The 16,846-nt window shown below is 68.1% G+C and carries 13 protein-coding genes and 1 pseudogene; 10 read left to right on the top strand and 4 right to left on the bottom strand.

Going from position 1 to position 16,846, the window contains the following annotated elements:
- The first annotated feature begins 190 nt into the window (after nt 1–190).
- The 3 genes and pseudogenes from ACWEK3_RS05295 to ACWEK3_RS05305 all read left to right on the top strand — a co-directional run.
- On the top strand, nt 191–1,129 hold the full coding sequence (locus tag ACWEK3_RS05295) for a carbon-nitrogen hydrolase family protein (RefSeq protein WP_453248979.1): 939 nt from the start codon (nt 191–193) through the stop codon (nt 1,127–1,129).
- Nucleotides 1,122–2,492, top strand: coding sequence for an APC family permease (locus tag ACWEK3_RS05300; RefSeq protein ID WP_453248980.1), 1,371 nt, complete (start codon nt 1,122–1,124; stop codon nt 2,490–2,492). Before ACWEK3_RS05295 ends, ACWEK3_RS05300 begins: the two co-directional genes overlap by 8 nt.
- A gap of 168 nt (nt 2,493–2,660) precedes the next feature.
- A pseudogene (locus ACWEK3_RS05305) lies at nt 2,661–2,936 on the top strand (IS701 family transposase); the annotation flags it as partial.
- Between the two features lie 36 nt (nt 2,937–2,972).
- Here ACWEK3_RS05305 and ACWEK3_RS05310 read toward each other — a convergent pair.
- Nucleotides 2,973–4,115 carry a DmpA family aminopeptidase gene (locus ACWEK3_RS05310; RefSeq protein WP_453248981.1) on the bottom strand — a complete coding sequence of 381 codons (1,143 nt, stop codon included), beginning with the start codon at nt 4,113–4,115 and terminating at the stop codon, nt 2,973–2,975.
- A gap of 133 nt (nt 4,116–4,248) precedes the next feature.
- On the bottom strand, nt 4,249–4,869 hold the full coding sequence (locus ACWEK3_RS05315; RefSeq protein WP_453248982.1) for a TetR/AcrR family transcriptional regulator: 621 nt from the start codon (nt 4,867–4,869) through the stop codon (nt 4,249–4,251).
- 248 nt (nt 4,870–5,117) lie between these two features.
- On the opposite strand from ACWEK3_RS05315, the gene ACWEK3_RS05320 reads away from it, so the two are divergent.
- Entirely contained in the window at nt 5,118–5,429 is a 312-nt protein-coding gene (locus tag ACWEK3_RS05320; RefSeq protein ID WP_453248983.1) for a hypothetical protein, read from the top strand.
- A 164-nt stretch (nt 5,430–5,593) separates the two neighbouring features.
- Here ACWEK3_RS05320 and ACWEK3_RS05325 read toward each other — a convergent pair whose 3' ends face one another.
- Nucleotides 5,594–6,499, bottom strand: coding sequence for a LysR family transcriptional regulator (locus ACWEK3_RS05325; RefSeq protein WP_453248984.1), 906 nt, complete (start codon nt 6,497–6,499; stop codon nt 5,594–5,596).
- Between the two features lie 160 nt (nt 6,500–6,659).
- On the opposite strand from ACWEK3_RS05325, the gene ACWEK3_RS05330 reads away from it, so the two are divergent.
- The 6 genes from ACWEK3_RS05330 to ACWEK3_RS05355 are packed head-to-tail and all read left to right on the top strand — an operon-like array spanning nt 6,660 to nt 13,041.
- On the top strand, nt 6,660–8,345 hold the full coding sequence (locus ACWEK3_RS05330; protein ID WP_453248985.1) for an ABC transporter substrate-binding protein: 1,686 nt from the start codon (nt 6,660–6,662) through the stop codon (nt 8,343–8,345).
- A 28-nt stretch (nt 8,346–8,373) separates the two neighbouring features.
- Nucleotides 8,374–9,327, top strand: a complete 954-nt coding sequence (locus ACWEK3_RS05335) for an ABC transporter permease (RefSeq protein WP_453248986.1) — start codon at nt 8,374–8,376, stop codon at nt 9,325–9,327.
- Complete coding sequence (locus tag ACWEK3_RS05340) at nt 9,324–10,256, top strand: ABC transporter permease (protein ID WP_453248987.1); 933 nt, start codon at nt 9,324–9,326, stop codon at nt 10,254–10,256. Before ACWEK3_RS05335 ends, ACWEK3_RS05340 begins: the two co-directional genes overlap by 4 nt.
- Nucleotides 10,256–11,095: an ABC transporter ATP-binding protein gene (locus ACWEK3_RS05345; RefSeq protein ID WP_453248988.1), complete on the top strand. Its 840-nt coding sequence runs from the start codon at nt 10,256–10,258 to the stop codon at nt 11,093–11,095. Before ACWEK3_RS05340 ends, ACWEK3_RS05345 begins: the two co-directional genes overlap by 1 nt.
- Nucleotides 11,092–11,919, top strand: a complete 828-nt coding sequence (locus ACWEK3_RS05350) for an ABC transporter ATP-binding protein (protein ID WP_453248989.1) — start codon at nt 11,092–11,094, stop codon at nt 11,917–11,919. Before ACWEK3_RS05345 ends, ACWEK3_RS05350 begins: the two co-directional genes overlap by 4 nt.
- 36 nt (nt 11,920–11,955) lie before the next feature.
- Entirely contained in the window at nt 11,956–13,041 is a 1,086-nt protein-coding gene (locus tag ACWEK3_RS05355) for a C45 family autoproteolytic acyltransferase/hydolase (RefSeq protein ID WP_453248990.1), read from the top strand.
- 1,017 nt (nt 13,042–14,058) lie between these two features.
- On the opposite strand, the gene ACWEK3_RS05360 is transcribed toward ACWEK3_RS05355, so the two are convergent.
- A complete protein-coding gene (locus ACWEK3_RS05360) occupies nt 14,059–16,806 on the bottom strand; it encodes a SpoIIE family protein phosphatase (RefSeq protein WP_453248991.1) in 2,748 nt (915 codons plus the stop codon).
- Nucleotides 16,807–16,846: the final 40 nt, after the last annotated feature.

Genomic DNA, 16,846 nt, shown 5'->3' on the forward strand with positions numbered 1-16,846 from the left:
GCCGGCGTGGCGTCTGAGGAGCGCTTCTCCCGCCCGGGTCTGCCGGGCAACGACCCTACCAACGCGGTGGGAAGGAAAGTGCCAACACCGTTGACAACAGTGTTTCGAATCGGGTTCGGTGTTCTCGCCACGCACCGACCGACTGGCACGCGATCGTCCAGGCAGGTTCGCCCGAGAAGTCAGGAACCCCATGAGCCGGCACCTACGCCTCGCACTCGTGCAGGCCCCCGCCGAGTCCTTCGAGCAGTTCGCCGAGGGCCTGCGGCTGCGCATGAAGTCGCCCAACGCCGCGGACCTCGTCGTCTATCCCGAACTCCACCTCTGCTCTCTCGGGGCGGAGACGATGAGCAAGGACGCGTACTACGCCTCCTTCGCCGAGCCTCTCGACGGCCCACGCGGCAGGGCCCTCGCCGAGCTGGCCCGCGAACTCGGCATCTGGCTTGTCCCCGGGTCGGTCCTGGAGCGGGATGCCGACGGCAGGGTCTACAACACCGCCGTGGTCTACGACCCGCAGGGGAACCTGGCCGCCCGCTACCGCAAGATCTTTACCTGGCGCCCCTACGAGCCGATGGACGTCGGCCGTGAGTTCGTCGTCTTCGACATGCCGGGCTACGGCCGTGTGGGCCTGTCCATCTGCTTCGACTCCTGGTACCCGGAGGTCACCAGACACCTCGCGTGGATGGGGGCCGAGCTAGTGATCAACGTCGTGCAGACCCCCACCACCGGCCGTGCCCAGGAGATCCCCCTCAACCAGGCGAACGCGATCGTCAACCAGATCTGGGTCGCCAGCGTGAACGGCGCCGGCCCCACGGCCCACGGCCGCAGCCTCCTCGTCGACCCCGAGGGCCACATCCAGGTCGCCGCGACCGGCATGGAGGACACCACACTGCTCAGCGTCGTCGACTTCGACCGGGTCGCGGCGGCCCGGAAGTTCGGGACGAGCGGCGACGCGTGGCCATGGGACCACTTCACGGCCGGCGACAGCCGGCTGGAGCTGCCGCTGTACAACGGACACGTCGACCCGGCCGCCTGGCGCCCCGCGATCTCCGCCGAGACCCCGGCGGACCTCCGCCCAGCCACCGACGTTGTCTTCTCCCGTCCCGCGAGAAAGGGCGCCGTCGATGAGTGACACATCCGTGAGCCTCGCTCCGAAGCTCTCGCTGGCCTCGGTGGTCACCTTCGGCCTGGCCTACATGGCGCCCAGCCTGGTCATGGTGATCTTCGGAGTGATCTCGGCCGCCAGTGCGGGCACCGCGCCCGCCGCGTTCGTCGTGGCCACCCTCGCGATGTCCCTCACCGCGCTGAGCTACGCGAAGATGGCCCGGCACTTCCCTGTCTCCGGGTCGGCGTACTTCTACGCCCGGAAGCTGATCGGAGCCCCCGTCGGCTTCCTTGTCGGCTGGGCCGTGCTGCTCGACTACCTGTTCCTGCCCATGGTCGCCTGGCTCGTCCAGTCCGTGTACCTCAACGCGCAGTTCCCGGCCGTCCCGGTGTGGGTCTGGATGCTCCTCAACGCCGGCCTGACCACCCTTGTCAACATCATCGGGCTCACCCTGACCGACCGCGTCAACAAGGTCCTGACCGGCCTGGCCGTGTTCCTCGTGCTGCTGTTCGTCGCGTACTGCCTGGTGCACCTCGGGCACCACGCACCGAAGTCGTACACCGAGCCCGTCTGGAACGCCGGGAGCAGCCTCGGCGGCATCTCGGCGGCCGCCGCCATCGCCGCGTACTCCTATCTCGGATTCGACGCGGTCACCACGCTGTCCGAGGAAACCCGCGATGCGAAGCGGACGATCCCCCGCGCGGTCGTGCTCGTGGTGCTCATCGGCGGCATCCTCTTCGCGGCCGTCGCCTACATCATGCAACTCGTCCACCCGGGCGGGACGTTCGACGATCCCGAGATCGTCGCCTACACGATGTCCATCGAAGTCGGCGGCAAGACCTTCGCCGACTGGACCAACATGGCCGCGATCATCGGCGGCTTCGCCTCGGGACTGGCCGTGCAGCTCAGCTCCAGCCGGCTGCTGTACATCATGGGCCGCGACGGTGTGTTGCCGAAACGGTTCTTCGGGGCGCTGCACCCGCGGACCAGGACGCCCGTCCACTCCCTCCTCCTGACCGGCGCCGTGTGCCTGGTCGGCCTGCGCATCTCCCTGGCCACCGCCACCTCGTTCATCAACTTCGGCGCCTTCCTCGGCTTCACCGTCGTCAACCTCTGCGTCATCGTCTACTTCGTCCGCAACCGGGGCGTCAACGGCGTCAAGGCACTCGGCTACGTGGTCGTCCCGGCGCTCGGCGCCTGTGTCACCGTCTATCTGATGACCCAGCTCAGTGCCGTCGCGCTCACCATCGGACTGTGCTGGCTCGCCGCCGGATTCGCCTATCTGCTCTGGCTCACCCGCGGATTCCGGCGCCCCACTCCCGATCTGGGCCTGGACGCCGACCAGCCGGACCTCGCACCCAGAGGCCCGGAACAGCCGGTCGCGTCCTGAGAGCCGAATCGCATCCGTCCGCCTTCGACCTGCGCAGCCACGGCCGGACCCGGCTCGTCTCCAGCGGCCCGGAGCAGTACCGGGTCGCGCGGGTGGCGCCACGAGAAGCACGGCGGGCGTGATGGCTGCCGTGGCTGCGGCGAGAGCTAGGGAACGGCGAATCTTGTCATCGATCTCACCGAGGCGGCGCCGGGCAGCCGCCAGCTCCTGATCCGCCGCAACCGCACCACCGGCGAACTCGCCTACAACCGCTGCTTCTCACCCCAGCCGGTGCCGCTGACCGAGCTGGTGCGGATCGCCGGATCCCGATGGCGTGTGGAAGAGAGCTTCCAGAGTGAGAAAGGGCTGGCCGGACTCGATGAGCACCAGGTCCGCCGCTACCACTCCTGGACCCGCTGGGTCACCCTCGCGATGCTCGCCCACGCTTTCCCGGCCATCGTCCGCGGGACGAACACGCCCATTTTCGGACCAGAGTCAAGCTCAGTCCTGTTTGAGGAGTTCGCGGAGGCGGTCGTGGGGGAGGTGGGGGGAGCGGTGGCCGTTGCGGCCGATCATGGTGTCGCTGGTGGTGAGGGCGTTGAGTACGGCTTCTTCGATGGTCTGCACGGCAGCGGTGTAGAAGCGGTCCATGCGGCCCCAGGGGATGAAGCGGAGTGTTTCGTATTCGTCGGCGGTGGGTTCGCCTTGAGGGAAGTCGCTGGTGAGTGCGCCGGCGTTGGCGGTGGAGAAGGCGAGGAAGATGTCGCCGGAGAAGTGTCCGCCGCTGGTGCCGGTGCGGCCGAGGCCGATGGCGGCACGGCGGGCGAGTGCCTTGCACTGGCCCGGCAAGAGGGGGGCGTCGGTGGCCAGCAGGACGATGACGGATCCGGCGCCGCCGGGGACGGGTCGGGTGCTTTCGTACCAGTCGGTGTCTTCCATCGGATTGTCGTCCTGTAGTGCGCGGCCGACGGGGATGCCGGTAACGGTCAGTTCGTGCCGGTCGCCGAAGTTTGCCTGTACCAGTGCGCCGACGGTCCATTGGTCCGGTCCGTAGGCGACGGTACGGGAGGCGGTGCCCGAGCCGCCCTTGAAGCCGTAGCAGTTCATACCGGTGCCGCCGCCGACCGAGCCTTCCTCGAGCGGGCCGCCGGTGGCGGTGTCGATGGCGGCGATCGCGTGTTCGGGGCGTATGTGACGTCCGTTGATGTCGTTGAGGTAGCCGTCCCAGGTCTCGGCGACGACGGGCAGGAGCCATTTGGCGGCCAGGTCGGGGCGGTGCTCGGCGACCCACTGGTCCACGCCCGCGTGGACGGGACCCACGGCGTGGGTGTTGGTGAGGGCGATGGGCAGGCTGAGGGCTCCGGATTCTTCGATCCAGGTGGTGCCGGTCATCTCGCCGTTGCCGTTGAGTGAGTACCAGCCGGCCGCGCAGGGTTCGCCGACCCCCGAACGGCCGCGTGGCAGTAGGGCGGTGACGCCGGTCCTGACCTGTTCGCCTTCGATGAGGGTGATGTGCCCGACGGCCACGCCCGGCACGTCGGTGATGGCGTTGTAGGTGCCGGGTGTGCCGTCCAGCGGGATGCCCAGAGCGCGGGCCCGGAGGCGTCCGGAGGGGGTGCTGTGGTGGTGGCCGGTGGTGTTCATGGTCGGGGTTCTGGCTCCTTGAGCGTGGATGGTTCTGATGGATGGTCTGCGCGGACGCAGCCGGGCCCAGGGGCGGGTGAGGGTCTTGTGCGGAGCTGTCCGGTGGCGCGGACGATGAACGGCTGTTGTGGTCCTATGCGGGGCGGTCGGGGGTGAGGTCAGGGCTGTTGGTGGCGGTGCGGGCGAAGCCGAGGACGAGGGACAGCGCGCGCTGGGGGGTGATGGAGCGGTTACCGGAGACGACGTGCAGTCCGTAGCCGTCTTCCAGGGTGACCAGGTTGGCGGCGATGTCCAGGGCGGGTTGGATGAGAGTGAAGTGGCCCTGTGCCTCGCCGACCTGGAGAAGTCCGCAGTAGACCGCGACCTGGCGGTCGAAGAGGCCCTGGCCGTGGGCGGAGAAGACCGGGTTGGCGGTCATCTCCGGCCCGAACCAGTACAGGAGCCGGGCGAGTTCGTCGTCGGGGCCGGTGGGCAGGCCGCGCCGGGCGCAGGCCACCAGTTTGTCGCGGGCGTCGGGCAGCCCGGCCACCGCCTCCAGGCGCTGGGTGAAGAACCGGTCCACCGCGTCCTTGTAGACCTGCTCCAGCAGGTCGTCGAGGTCGCGGAAGTAGTAGTGCACCGAGCCTTTTGCCACGCCAGCGGCGTGCGCGATGTCCGCTACCCGCACGCGGGCCGGGCCGTGCGCGCTCACCGCCTGCCGGGCTGCGGCGAGCAGCTGGGCACGGCGTGCGGTCTGGTTCCTAGGTCGGGCCATGCATGAATCTTTGGCCGAGTGGCCAAATAGATCAAGAGGTGACGACCTGGGTATCGACACGATGGCGCTGGGAATATTTGGCTCACTGGCCAAAGAAGGGGGTGCTTTGGGTGCAGCCTCGATTCGTCAGCGGGGTTCGGTCGCTGATCGGTCCGACGGTTCGCCCGTAATGTCTTCTGCCGGTTGAGGGCGGGCCGTCGCGTGACGCCGCGGGGTGCGCCGGGTTCCACGGGCCCAGAGACTGCGGGTTGTCCTTCTTCCTGGTCCTTGTCGGGGTGGGTGTTGGCGGTCAGGTTGCGGCCGGAAGCTGGGTGAGCCTGTTCCAGCTGGTGGTGAATGCCGTTGCCCAGGGCCAGGTCCGCTGCGATGCGCAGGTAGCGGCGGCGGGCGTGGCGGGCCAGGCGGGCGGGCAGGTGGTAGAGGCGGAAGCGCATGGTGTCGGGTTCGGCGCCTGCCAGGTCCTCGCGGTTGTGCAGGGTCAGCAGCCGGAGCCAGGCATCAAGATCGGCCGTGAGGTTCGCGGCAAGCGTCCAGCCGATGTTGATCTGCCACGATTGTGAGGGCAGGTTCGCCAGGCCCATGGCCTTGTTGGTGCGGATGCGGTCCTTCCTGCAGCGATCATCGCTACAGATCGCGTGTCCGGACTACCGGATCATGCTCCGCTTCCCCCTATGTACCGCTCCCGGGGAATGCTGCCTCTCGCAGCCACCCTCAAGACACACAGCTAGCGCCCGGATGCAACGCCGTTCGCACGAAGGGCTGTCGCGAAGTGAGTGATCTTGTGGGCAAGGGATTCGAGGGTGGATGCCGCATAGTGTTTTGGATCCCAGGCGGCATATAGAACGATCCCCAGGTGACGGTGGGGGGACTGCGGGTCGGCGAGTGGCACCGCGTGCGCATGTCCGATCGGCTGGTCGGAGACCACTGCCACCCCACGTCCCGCGGCTGCGAGTGCTTGGGCGGCTGGGGGTAGGTGGCACTCGACTACGTGATTGTAGGTGAGCCCTGCGGCCGCCACGGCGCGGTCCAGCACGGTTCGGGTCATGTGTTCGTGGGTGAGCAGGATCAGGGGTTCGAGCACTAGTTCGGCCAGTTTGACGCTGTCCGCTCGTCCGGCCCAGTGGTGGTTCGGGGCGACGTAAGCGAGGAGCGGGGAGCGAATGAGGACCGTGCTGGCCCACGGAGTGGTGGCCGGAACTGTCGTGATGGCCAGGTCCACCCCCTCCCGGAGCAGGGCGTATGCCCGTGCTGGCTCTACCTCCTGGACCAGGACGAGTGGGTCGGAGTCGTCCATGGTCGCCACGAACGGGGCGATGATGCCTCTGGCCGATGAGGATGTCGCGGCAACCACGACCTGACGAATGGTGCCTGCCGCCAGGTCGCCCGCCGCGAGTTGTACCCGACTGGCGTGCGCGAGTAGGTCCTGGGCCAGTGGGACGAAGGCCTGTCCCGCCGCTGACAGCCGCAGGCGGGAGCCGGCGCGCTCGAAGAGTTCCACGCCGAGCTCGCGCTCGAGCGCGTGCAGTTGGCGGGAGATGGCCGGCTGAGCGACATGGAGCCGTGTGGATGCCCCGGTGACGGTGCCGGTGTCGACGACTGCAAGAAGGTAGCGAAGACGCTGCAGGTTCATTGGTCAAGTATGCCGGAACGGCATAGGGCTTAGATCCCATTGGCATTGGACGGCATGGATGGTTCCGGATGATGCTGTTGCGCGCCCCCGGCGTCCTGGCGTTCCGAATGGCAAGTCAACGTGTCCTTTCCGATCGCGCGAGGGCCTAGCTCGTCGCGGCATGCGCGAGGAGATTCAACGGAGAGCCTCTGGAGGAAAAGTGAAACCCGCAATGACGAGGGCCTCGATTGCGCTCTTCGCCGTAGCGAGCTTGGCGCTCGCCGGTTGTACGTCGGGCAGTCGCGGTGAGGATGCCGCTCCGACGCTCGACGACTCAGGGCTGCTGCAGGTCACGCCCGCGGCGAAGGGTGAGATCGACAAGGTCACCTGGAACTCGACCTATGGCGAGCTGGCCTCGCTCGACCCGATCAAGGCTGCTAACTACCCCGAGAACACGGTCATCGCGAATCTGTGCGAGAACCTGTTCCAGCTTCAGCCGGACTTCTCGGTGACGCCGAATCTCGCCGAGAGCTTCGAGGTCTCGCCCGACAGCAAGACCTACGTCTTCCAGATCCGTGACGGCGTCACCTTCTGGGACGGCTCGCCGATGACCGCCGACGACGTGGTGTTCAGTCTGAACCGCCACCTCGACCCCGCCGCGGGCAGCTACCTCGCGTCGAGCTTCGCCGACGTCACGAGCATCAAGAAGACCGGCGCCCGGGAGGTGACGCTGACGCTTTCGCGGCCGAACGCGATCCTCGACGAGGAGCTCGCGACCAACCTCGGCGCGGTGGTGCAGCAGAAGCAGCGCAAGGCCGCCGGCGAGAACTACGGCAACCCGGAGACCGGAGTCATGTGCACCGGTCCCTTCCAGGTGGGCGAGTGGAAGCAGGGCCAGTCGATCACCCTCAAGCGCTACGACGACTACTGGAACGCCGAGAAGCGGGCGAAGGCGAAGGAGGTCGAGATCGGCTTCGTCGTCGACCCCACCGCAATCGCCACCGGTCTCTCCACAGGCGAGAACCAGGGCTCCTACGATGTGCCGCTGCCAGCGCTCGGACAGCTGAGGCCGGGCACCACAGGATCGCTCTACTACGGGCAGGGCATGCAGATCATGGCGATCATCTCCACCGGCAAAGGGGCGTTCGGCGACCCCGCCGTGCGTCGTGCCCTTACCCGCGCCACCGACCGGCAGGCGATCGCCGACACGGTCTACGAGGGGACGGGCACCCCGTCGCGCTCGATCGTTCCCCAGTCGCCGTGGAACCGCTACCCCGAGGTCGCCAAGCTCCGGGACGAGAAGCTGCCCGACCTGAGCTACGACCTCAAGGCGGCCAAGGAGGAGCTGAAGGCCGCGAAGGTCGACCTCTCGCAGCCGATCAAGATCGCCTACCCGAGCGAGCGCAGCTTCTACGCCGACACCCTCAACGAGATGGCAAACGGAGCCAAGGAGCTCGGACTCACTCTCGAGCCGACGGGCGTGCCCAGCGCGCAGTTCGGCGCCTTCTTCTCCGACCCAAAGGCTCGCAAGGGCTACGACGGCTTCGTCACGACGAATTACATGAGCAGCCCGTCGCCGCTGGTGCACCTCGAAGAAGTCGCCTACTCCGGCAGCCAGCTGAACTACTCAGGTCTCTCTGACCCCAAGGTGGACGCGGCGATCGACGCGGCCTATGCCGAGAACGACCCCAAGAAGCGGGCCGAGCTCACCGTCGAGGCGGAGGCCCTCATCATGCAGCAGCAGCCGTGGGTACCGATCAACGACCTCGCGGCGCGGCTGTACATGGACAAGTCCATCACGGGAGCTCCGGCGTCATTCGTCTACCAGTACTACCCCTGGGCCGCTGACCTCGGCTCAGCCGAGTAGCCGGTAACCCCGCAGGAAGGGATCGTCCATGACCTACGTGTTGAAACGGATCGCCGCGCTAGCGCTGGTGCTCCTCGTCTCCAGCTTCATCGTGTTTAGTGGCATGTACCTCGCCCCCGGCAGCCCCGAGCAGTTCCTCGTGCAGGGCCGTACGGTCAGTCCCGAGGTGCTCGCCACGATCCGGGCGCAGTACGGTCTGGACGATCCCTTCCTGATCCGATACTGGAACTGGCTGGGCGAGGTGCTCCATGCCGACCTCGGACGCTCGCTGCTCACACAGCAGGACGTGTCGGCGGTCGTCGCTTCGCGCCTGCCGACCACGCTGTTCCTGGCCGCCTACGCGGCGATCCTCATCATCATCTGCGGCGTCGGCCTTGGCGTGCTCGCTGCCACCCGTTCGGGCGTGTTCGAGAAGCTCGTGGTCTTCGGGTCGAACCTGGGCTTCGCGGTGCCGACGTTCTTCGCCGCCCTCCTCCTGATGGCGATCTTCGGCTCGAGCCTGGGCTGGCTCCCCGTCTCCGGGTCGGGGTCGGCGGCTTTCACCGACCGGGTCTGGCATCTCACGCTTCCGGCCATCGCTCTCTCGCTCCCGGCGATCGCGGTCGTCGCGAGGATCACGCGCACCGCGGTGCGCGAAGAAAGCGGCTCCGAGCATGTCGTCATGGCCATCGCTCGCGGGGTCCCCAAACAGCTTGTGCTCGGGCGGCACACCATCCGCAATTCGATGCTCCCCGTGACCACTGTGCTCGGCACCCAGATCGCGGGCCTACTTGCCGGAGCGTTCGTCATCGAGTATGCGTTCACTCTCGACGGCATCGGCTCACTGCTCGTGAACTCGGTGCAGAAGAAGGACTTCGCCGTCGTGCAGGTGATCGCATTGATCATGGTGCTCGCCTTCGGCCTCATCAACCTCATCGTCGACCTCCTGTACGCGGTGATCGATCCGCGCGTGCGTCTCAGCAGGGGGGTGTCGGCACGATGACTCGCCAGACGCGAACGGAAGCGACGACCAACACGGTCGCGCAAGACGCCCTGCCGGTGCGTACGGTGCGCCAGCGGCGCAACGCTGCCCCCGTCTCCGGGTGGCGGGTGTTGCGCAAGCGGCTCGGCCCCCTCGGCATGGTCTGCGCGGGGATCATCCTGATCATGGTGCTGACGGCGGCCTTCGCACCCCTCATCGCCCCCTACGACCCCTACGAGGGCTCGGTGGTCGACCGGTACCTCCCACCCAGTCCCGAGCACTGGCTCGGCACCGACCAATCGGGTCGCGACATCCTCTCGCGCATCATCTGGGGCGCGCGCACGAGCCTCACTGGCCCGGCCATCGTCATCGTCCTGACCGCGACGCTCGCTGCGACCTTCGCACTCACCGCGGTGTGGTTCGGCGGCAAGGTCGACGCCGTGATCGGCCGGATCCTCGACATCCTCTTCGCCTTCCCGAACATGTTGCTCGCGATCCTCGCGGTGGCGATCTTCGGCCCATCGCTCCTCACCGCTTCGATCGCGCTCGCGATCGGCTTCACCCCGTACTCCGCGCGCGTGATTCGCTCGGTGGCGCTGCGCGAACGGAACCTCCCGTACGTCTTGTCGGCCCAGTTGCAGGGCATCTCCGGCTTCCGCATCACCGTCCGACACATCCTCCCGAACGTGCGGACGCAGATCCTCACCGGCATGACGATCAACTTCGGCTACGCGATGATCGACCTCGCGGCGCTCTCGTTCCTCGGTCTCGGCGTGCAGCCGCCGACGCCGGACTGGGGACTCATGGTCTCGAACGGCCAAGCGTCGTTGCAGCAGGGCTACTGGGAGCAGAGCATCTTTGCGGGACTCGCGATCGTGATCATCGTGGCCGCGTTCGGCTACGTGGGCGAGCAGCTCGGCGGTCGCCGCGCCGCAGGAAGGACGCGCTGATGCTGAAGGTCGACGGGCTCACGCTCACGGTCACCGACCCGGACACCGGGCACGAGACCGCCATCCTCCATGGGAACTCCGTCTCGCTCGCGCAGGGCGAGGCGCTCGGCCTAGTCGGCGAATCCGGCTCCGGCAAGTCCATGACCCTCAAGTGCATCCTCGGCATCGAGCCAGCAGGTGCACGCGTCGGCGGCGCGATCGAGCTCGACGGCACCGACCTCCTGGCCTCGAGCGGCGAAGAACTGCGCCGGATCCGCGCGAACGAGCTCGCGCTCATTGCCCAGAACCCGCACGGCGCGCTCAACCCGGTGCTCCATGTTGAGCGCTTCCTCGTCGAGGGCATGGCCGACGCCCGCGACCTGCCGAAGGCGGCGGCGAAGGCGCGGGCAGCCGAGATGCTTCGACAGGTCGGGATCACCGACACCGAGCGCGTGCTCCGCTCCTACCCGCACCAGCTGTCCGGCGGGATGCTGCAGCGCGTGGTGATCGCCGGCGCCATCACGGGAGACCCCAAACTGCTCCTCGCCGACGAGCCCACCACCGCGCTCGACGTGACCACGCAGGCCGAAGTCGTCGCGATCCTCGACGAGAAGCGGCGCGAGCACGGCCTCTCGATGATCTTCGTCACCCATGACCTCGACCTCGCGGCCGCGGTCTGCGACCGGCTCGCCGTGATGAAGGACGGCGAGATCCTCGAGGTAGGCACGCCCGACGAGATCCGCGACCATCCCCGGACGGAGTACACGCGCGCCCTCATGGCTGCGCGGCCCCTGCTCTACCCGGACGGGCACCGGCTCGAATTGGCACTGAGCGAGCGTGGAACGGAGGAGGGAGCATGAACGCGCAGCCCATCTTGGAGGTGGCGCACCTCAAGCGCACATTCCACATCGGGCGCAAGTCGAGCGTGGCTGCGCTCGACGACGTCTCGTGCGAGTTGCGGCAGGGCATCTGCCTCGCGGTCGTGGGCGAGTCGGGTTCGGGCAAGTCGACCCTCGCTCGGGTGATCGTGGGGCTCGAGACCGCAGACTCGGGCACCGCGCGCATCGCCGGAGCCGAGGTCAAGCCCACCACCTCGCGGGCTCGGCTGCGCGAACGCGCGAAGCTCGTGCAGATGGTGTTCCAAGATCCCCAGGGTTCCCTGAACAGGTCGCTGCCAGTTTCCGCGACGATCGACGAGATGCTCCGCGTCCACCGGCCCGACCTCGACAAGGCCGGCCGCCGCGCCCGCGTGCTCGAGTTGTTCGCCGAGGTAGGGCTCACCGAGCGTCATGCCGACTCGAAGCCGGCTGCGCTCTCGGGCGGTCAGAAGCAGCGGGTCGCGATCGCTCGTGCGCTGGCGGCCGAGCCGCAGATCATCGTGCTCGACGAGGCGGTCTCCGCGCTCGACGTCTCGGTGCAGGCGCAGGTGCTCGACCTGCTCGACCGGCTGCGCACCGAGAAGGGACTCACCTATCTCTTCATCACCCACGACCTCTCGGTCGTGCGCGCGGTCGCGGATGAGGTCATCGTCATGCGCCGCGGACGCATCCTCGAGCGGGGCACGGTCGACGACATCCTCGATCGCCCGACGCATCCGTACACCAAGCTGCTGCTCGCCTGTGCGCCCCAGCCCGGCTGGGTGCCGCGCCGCGGCGTCATCGAGGAACTCGCCCAGCAGCTCTGAACCGTCGAGCTTCCACAATCAACCGTAGGAACACCTTTGCAAAGCATCACCGAACGCCTGCACGTCGTCGCCAACGCACGCGACCCGTTCGAGCGCGGACGCGACCGCGGATCACAGCTCCGCGGTGCGCTCCCCGCTGGCGTCCATACCTACCTCCAGCTCTTCGCGAAGTACCAACTCGACGAGGACGCGGTCCGCGACTTCGCGATGCGCTACGCCGACGCGGTCGGAAGTTGGCGCCCCACCCGCCGCGCCGAGATGGACGGCATCGCGCAAGGCGCCGGCGTCGACCCCTGGCACATCTACGCGCTCAACGCGCGCACCGAGATCCTCTCGCGCGGCGTTGGACCTGCCGTAAGCGAATGCTCCACGATCGCCCGCCGAGCCGAACTCGCCGACGGCATCGTGCACACGTTCGGCTCGCAGACCTGGGATTGGCATGACCAGCTCGACGGCGAGTGGCACACGCACGAGATCCGCGGCGGACGCTACGACTTCGTCGGCCTCACCGAGCACGGCATCCTCGGCAAGATCGGCGTCAACTCCGCCGGCCTCGCACTCCACTTCAACATCCTCCGCCACCACGCCGACGGCGCCACAGGCGTCCCCATCCATGTGCTCGCGGCCACCGTACTCGAGGAGGCTGCTTCCGTTGACGAAGCACTTGACATCGTACGCGCGGCCCGGCGCAGCGCATCGGGCTCTTTCACCCTCTTCGACTCGCAATCCGCGATCACGGCCGATATCACGCCGATCGGGGTGTTCGTGATTGAACCCGTAAACGGCACGGTCGTCCGCACCAACCATTTCCTGAGCGCAGAAGCGCAGGCCGACGAGAAGACCGAGCGCACCCAACCCGACTCCGGTGAACGCTACCGCCTCATTCAGAGCCGACTCCACGAGTACCCAGAACCACACACGAGCGACGAGCTGCTCGCCTTCCTCTACTCGGACCCCGGGCAGCCGCTTCTCTGCCACCGCCCCGACCGCTCGCTGCCGCTCGGCGAGCGGCTGGCGACGCTCGCGACGGTACAGCTTGAGCCAGCCGTACGCACCGCGCGTCTCGCGAACGGCAGCCCCATCGACGCTCGCGCTGGCGACTGGCGAACACTAGTCGCCTAATTAGAACAACCCTGACCGCTCCCCCGACAGTACGAGACCCCTGGCCCTTCGAGGCCCCGGGGTCTCGTGCTGTCGGGGGTCGACGGTCGGCTACCGGCGGCGCGGTGCGGTGGCCCGGATCTCCGCCAGGACGACGCCGGTCACGGGGTCGCGGTGCACAGGCACGTACAGGCCCCAGTCGGCGTCACCGGCGGTGAGCCAGTCCCTGGCCCACGCGCCCGGGGGGTGCCTGTTGAGTCGGCACGGAGCGCGGTGCCGGTGTTGCCACCGGCCCGTTTCTCCGTGCCGCTCGCCGAACCCGGCGTACCCGTCTCCGAGTACCGGGCTCTCCACGGACTCTGCCGTTCAGGCGTGGTTGGGGCGGGTCCAGGGGTTGGGGATCGTGTTGCCTCTGTAGCGGTAGCGGGTGATCGTCACCGCCTGGAGGTCGAACAGTTCGATCCCGTCTGCCGAGGGCTTTTGCCACCGTCCGTTGCGGTCGGTGAAGCGTCGGCGGACGTCCTTCCACTTCCAGGCGCTGGTGCCAGGCGAGCAGCGTGCGTGGGGAGGCGATGCGGTGGCCCCGGAGCGCCCGGGGCAGGAGCCGGGCGAGCGCGGCGAGCAGCGCCCGGTCCGGCCAGCCGGGCTTGGGCGCGGGGACCTGTCGGCGCAGCACCGCGACCTCGTGTCTCAGGATGAGAATCTCGGCGTTCTTCGCCGAGGAGGATCGACACAGCAGAGCGAGCCACGCGAAGAACCGCGTAGCGAGCAGGTAGATCATCCGTACGAGCACGAGGACCGATCATGCCCGACCGCTGACCGGGTACATCCCCGAGGTCGGCTGCGGTGAAGCAGTTTTGGAGCGCTACGGGCTCTGGACACCACGGCCGCCTGAGCACACCCACCGAGTGGCAAGCCGCTCCGCGATCCGGCGCGGAGGGCCCGATGGGAAGCCGCTTCCGTTCGATCGGGCCTCCGGCACAGCGGCGCCGTGGTCGGACGGGAGACCTCCGGCGTGGAATGAGCATGAGAATCAGGTCACCCGGCGAGAGTTGCGGTGAGTGGCTGCTCGGTCCAGATGACCTTGCCTCGGGCGGTGTACCTGGTTCCCCAGCGTTGTGTGAGCTGGGCGACGAGGAACAGGCCCCGGCCGCCCTCATCGGTGGTGTCCGCGTAACGCAGGTGGGGGGCGGTGCTGCTGCCGTCCCAGACTTCGGAGACCAGGCTGGTGTCGCGCAGCATGCGCACGCGGATCGGCTCGGTGCCGTAGCGCACGGCGTTGGTGATCAGCTCGCTGAGCATCAGCTCCGTCGCGAAGCTCAGCTCCTCCAGTCCCCACCTGGTCAGCTGCTCGACACACGCGTTGCGGATGCGGGAGACCGCGGCGGGGTCGCGCGGTACGTCCCAGCTGGCGACCTGGTCGGGGTTGAGCAGGTGGGTGCGGGCGACCAGAAGCGCGATGTCGTCGCCGGGGTGCGACGGCACCATCGCGGCGAAGACCGCACGGCAGGTCTGCTCCGGAGAGCTGTCGGTGCCGGTGGCCGCAAGCGATGCGCGTAGCAACGCAGTCCGGTCTTCCAGCCCGCGGCGGTGGTCTTGGACGAGTCCGTCGGTGTAAAGGACCAGGCGGCTGCCCGGCTTCAGGCGCAGCTGCGTTGTTTCGAAGGGCAGCGCCCCCACGCCCAGCGGCAGGCCGGCGGGCAGATCGGGAAACTCCACCGTGCCGTCGGGGAGCACCAGTGCGGGGGGCGGGTGTCCGGCGCGGGCCATGGTGCAGTCGCCGCTGACAGGGTCGTAGACCGCGTACAGGCACGTGGCACCGGTCACGCTCGCACTGTCGCTGTCGCCTTGGTCGGTTTCCAGGAGGGTGGCCAGTTCGTCCAGGCGCGCGATCAGCTCGTCCGGGGGCAGGTCCAGGGTGGAGAAGTTGAGCACGGCCGTGCGCAGTCTGCCCATGGCGGCGGCGGCGTGCAGGCCGTGGCCGACGACGTCGCCCACGACCAGCGCCACACGGAATCCGGGCAGGGATACTACGTCGAACCAGTCCCCGCCCACCCCACGCTGTGCGGGTTGATAACGGAAGGCCAAGTCTAGCGCGCTGTGCTCGGGCAGACCGCGCGGCAGCAGGCTGCGCTGGAGCGTCTCGGCCACCGAGTGTTCACGGGTGAAGCGGCGGGCGTTGTCCACACAGATCGACGCGCGGGCCGCCAGCTCATCGGCCAATGCCACATCCTCTGCCCCGAACGCCTCGGACCGCCCCGCGCGCCAGAAGTCCGCGATACCCAGGACCACACCCCGCGCCCGCAACGGCACAGAAATCAGCGAGTGGATCCCGTACGCCAGCACTCGGCTGGATCTCTCGGGATGACGTGCCTGCCAGGCATCCGCCTCGTACAGGCGGGCCACCAGGACCGCGTGCCCGCCATCCGCACCGGTGTCCTGCGCTACGACAGGAGCACAGCTAATCAACGAGCCCACCGGGAGGAGCGGGTGATCGTCACGGATGCCGCTGACAGCCGTGCGGCGCAGCTGTGAGCCCGAAAAGGTGCCGCTGTCGGGGGATGGTTCGTCTCCGCGCAACACCGTTTCGGCCAGATCGACCGTGGCGAAGTCCGCGAATCGGGGCACGGCCACATCCGCCAGCTCCTGCGCGGTCCGTGCCACGTCCAAGCTGGCTCCCACCCGTATGCCGGCGTCATAGATCAGCTGCAGTCGGGACCGGGCCACCTCGGCACGCCCGGTCAACGCCCGCAGCTCCGTGGTGTCCCGGATCGTCGCAACGCTGCCGAACGCTCCACCGAACGGCAGAGTCGGACGATTATTGACGGCGAGCAGCCGGTCCCCAACCGGGTGCACCTCGTCGCTCGCGACGCGTCCGGACGCCAGCAGTTCGGCCATGTCAGGGGCGAGCCCGAGCTCAGCGATCGGTCTGCCCTCTACGTCGGCCGGCAGGTTCAGCAAGCGCCGGGCCTCGTCATTGGCCAACCGCACCCGCGCGCCCCCGTCCGAATCCCTTCCGACGATCAGTACCCCTTCACGGACCGCGTGCAATACCGCGTCGTGATGCTCGTACATCCGCGTCATCTCGGCCGGGTCCAGGCCGTGCGTCTCGCGCCGCAGGCGGCGCCTCACCAGTCCCGCCCCACCCATGCCCACCGCCAGGGCGGCGGCCGCTCCACCAAGCAGGACCGGCAGCTGCCGGGTCGCATCGTGGCCTGCCTGGCCGACGGAGACACCCACCGAAACAAGGCCGGCGGCCGAACCGTCGCGCCTGACGGCTGGTGCCGTCGTGTCCACGAATTTTCCGTAACTCCCCGCGGTGAGAACGCTGGTCACAGGCCCCTTGAGGGCGGCTTTGTACGGGCCGAGGACGGGCTTGCCGATGAGGCTCGCAACAGGGTCGGTATAAACGATTCCCTGCGGGCTGATGAATACGACGTATGAGAGGCCGGCGCTCTTTCGGATCTCCTCGGCGAGCGGCTGCAGCACGGCGCTCGGATTCGGGCTGTCCAGGGCGGCCACCGCCCCCGGCGCGTGCGACAACGCGATCGACGCGGTACGCGTGCGGTGCTCGGCGTCGCTCACACTGTTGTGCCGCGCCTGCAAAATAAGCGACCACAGTGCTGCGGCGACCAGCAACACCACCACGGCCAGCAGCCACAGGAACACTCGCCCGGCGATACTGCGCACCCTCAGCTGTGAACGCACACGGCACCACGGCGACCGATCTCCGCCGCCACGCCCATTCCTGCCATCCCTGAGCACACAGCCAGCCTCGTCGTCCATCCGGCCCGTACCTAATATGCGGCCTGTGCCTTCCACACTG

It is taken from the genome of Streptomyces sp. NPDC004721 (genome assembly GCF_053601495.1).

Excerpts from the sequence above, each read along its gene's own strand:
- ACWEK3_RS05335 (WP_453248986.1), top strand. The coding sequence starts at position 8,374 with ATGACCTACGTGTTGAAACGGATCGCCGCGCTAGCGCTGGTGCTCCTC.
- ACWEK3_RS05295 (WP_453248979.1), top strand. The coding sequence starts at position 191 with ATGAGCCGGCACCTACGCCTCGCACTCGTGCAGGCCCCCGCCGAGTCC.
- ACWEK3_RS05350 (WP_453248989.1), top strand. The coding sequence starts at position 11,092 with ATGAACGCGCAGCCCATCTTGGAGGTGGCGCACCTCAAGCGCACATTC.
- ACWEK3_RS05315 (WP_453248982.1), bottom strand. The coding sequence starts at position 4,869 with ATGGCCCGACCTAGGAACCAGACCGCACGCCGTGCCCAGCTGCTCGCC.
- ACWEK3_RS05360 (WP_453248991.1), bottom strand. The coding sequence starts at position 16,806 with ATGGACGACGAGGCTGGCTGTGTGCTCAGGGATGGCAGGAATGGGCGT.
- ACWEK3_RS05310 (WP_453248981.1), bottom strand. The coding sequence starts at position 4,115 with ATGAACACCACCGGCCACCACCACAGCACCCCCTCCGGACGCCTCCGG.
- ACWEK3_RS05325 (WP_453248984.1), bottom strand. The coding sequence starts at position 6,499 with ATGAACCTGCAGCGTCTTCGCTACCTTCTTGCAGTCGTCGACACCGGC.
- ACWEK3_RS05340 (WP_453248987.1), top strand. The coding sequence starts at position 9,324 with ATGACTCGCCAGACGCGAACGGAAGCGACGACCAACACGGTCGCGCAA.
- ACWEK3_RS05345 (WP_453248988.1), top strand. The coding sequence starts at position 10,256 with ATGCTGAAGGTCGACGGGCTCACGCTCACGGTCACCGACCCGGACACC.
- ACWEK3_RS05300 (WP_453248980.1), top strand. The coding sequence starts at position 1,122 with ATGAGTGACACATCCGTGAGCCTCGCTCCGAAGCTCTCGCTGGCCTCG.
- ACWEK3_RS05330 (WP_453248985.1), top strand. The coding sequence starts at position 6,660 with ATGCGCGAGGAGATTCAACGGAGAGCCTCTGGAGGAAAAGTGAAACCC.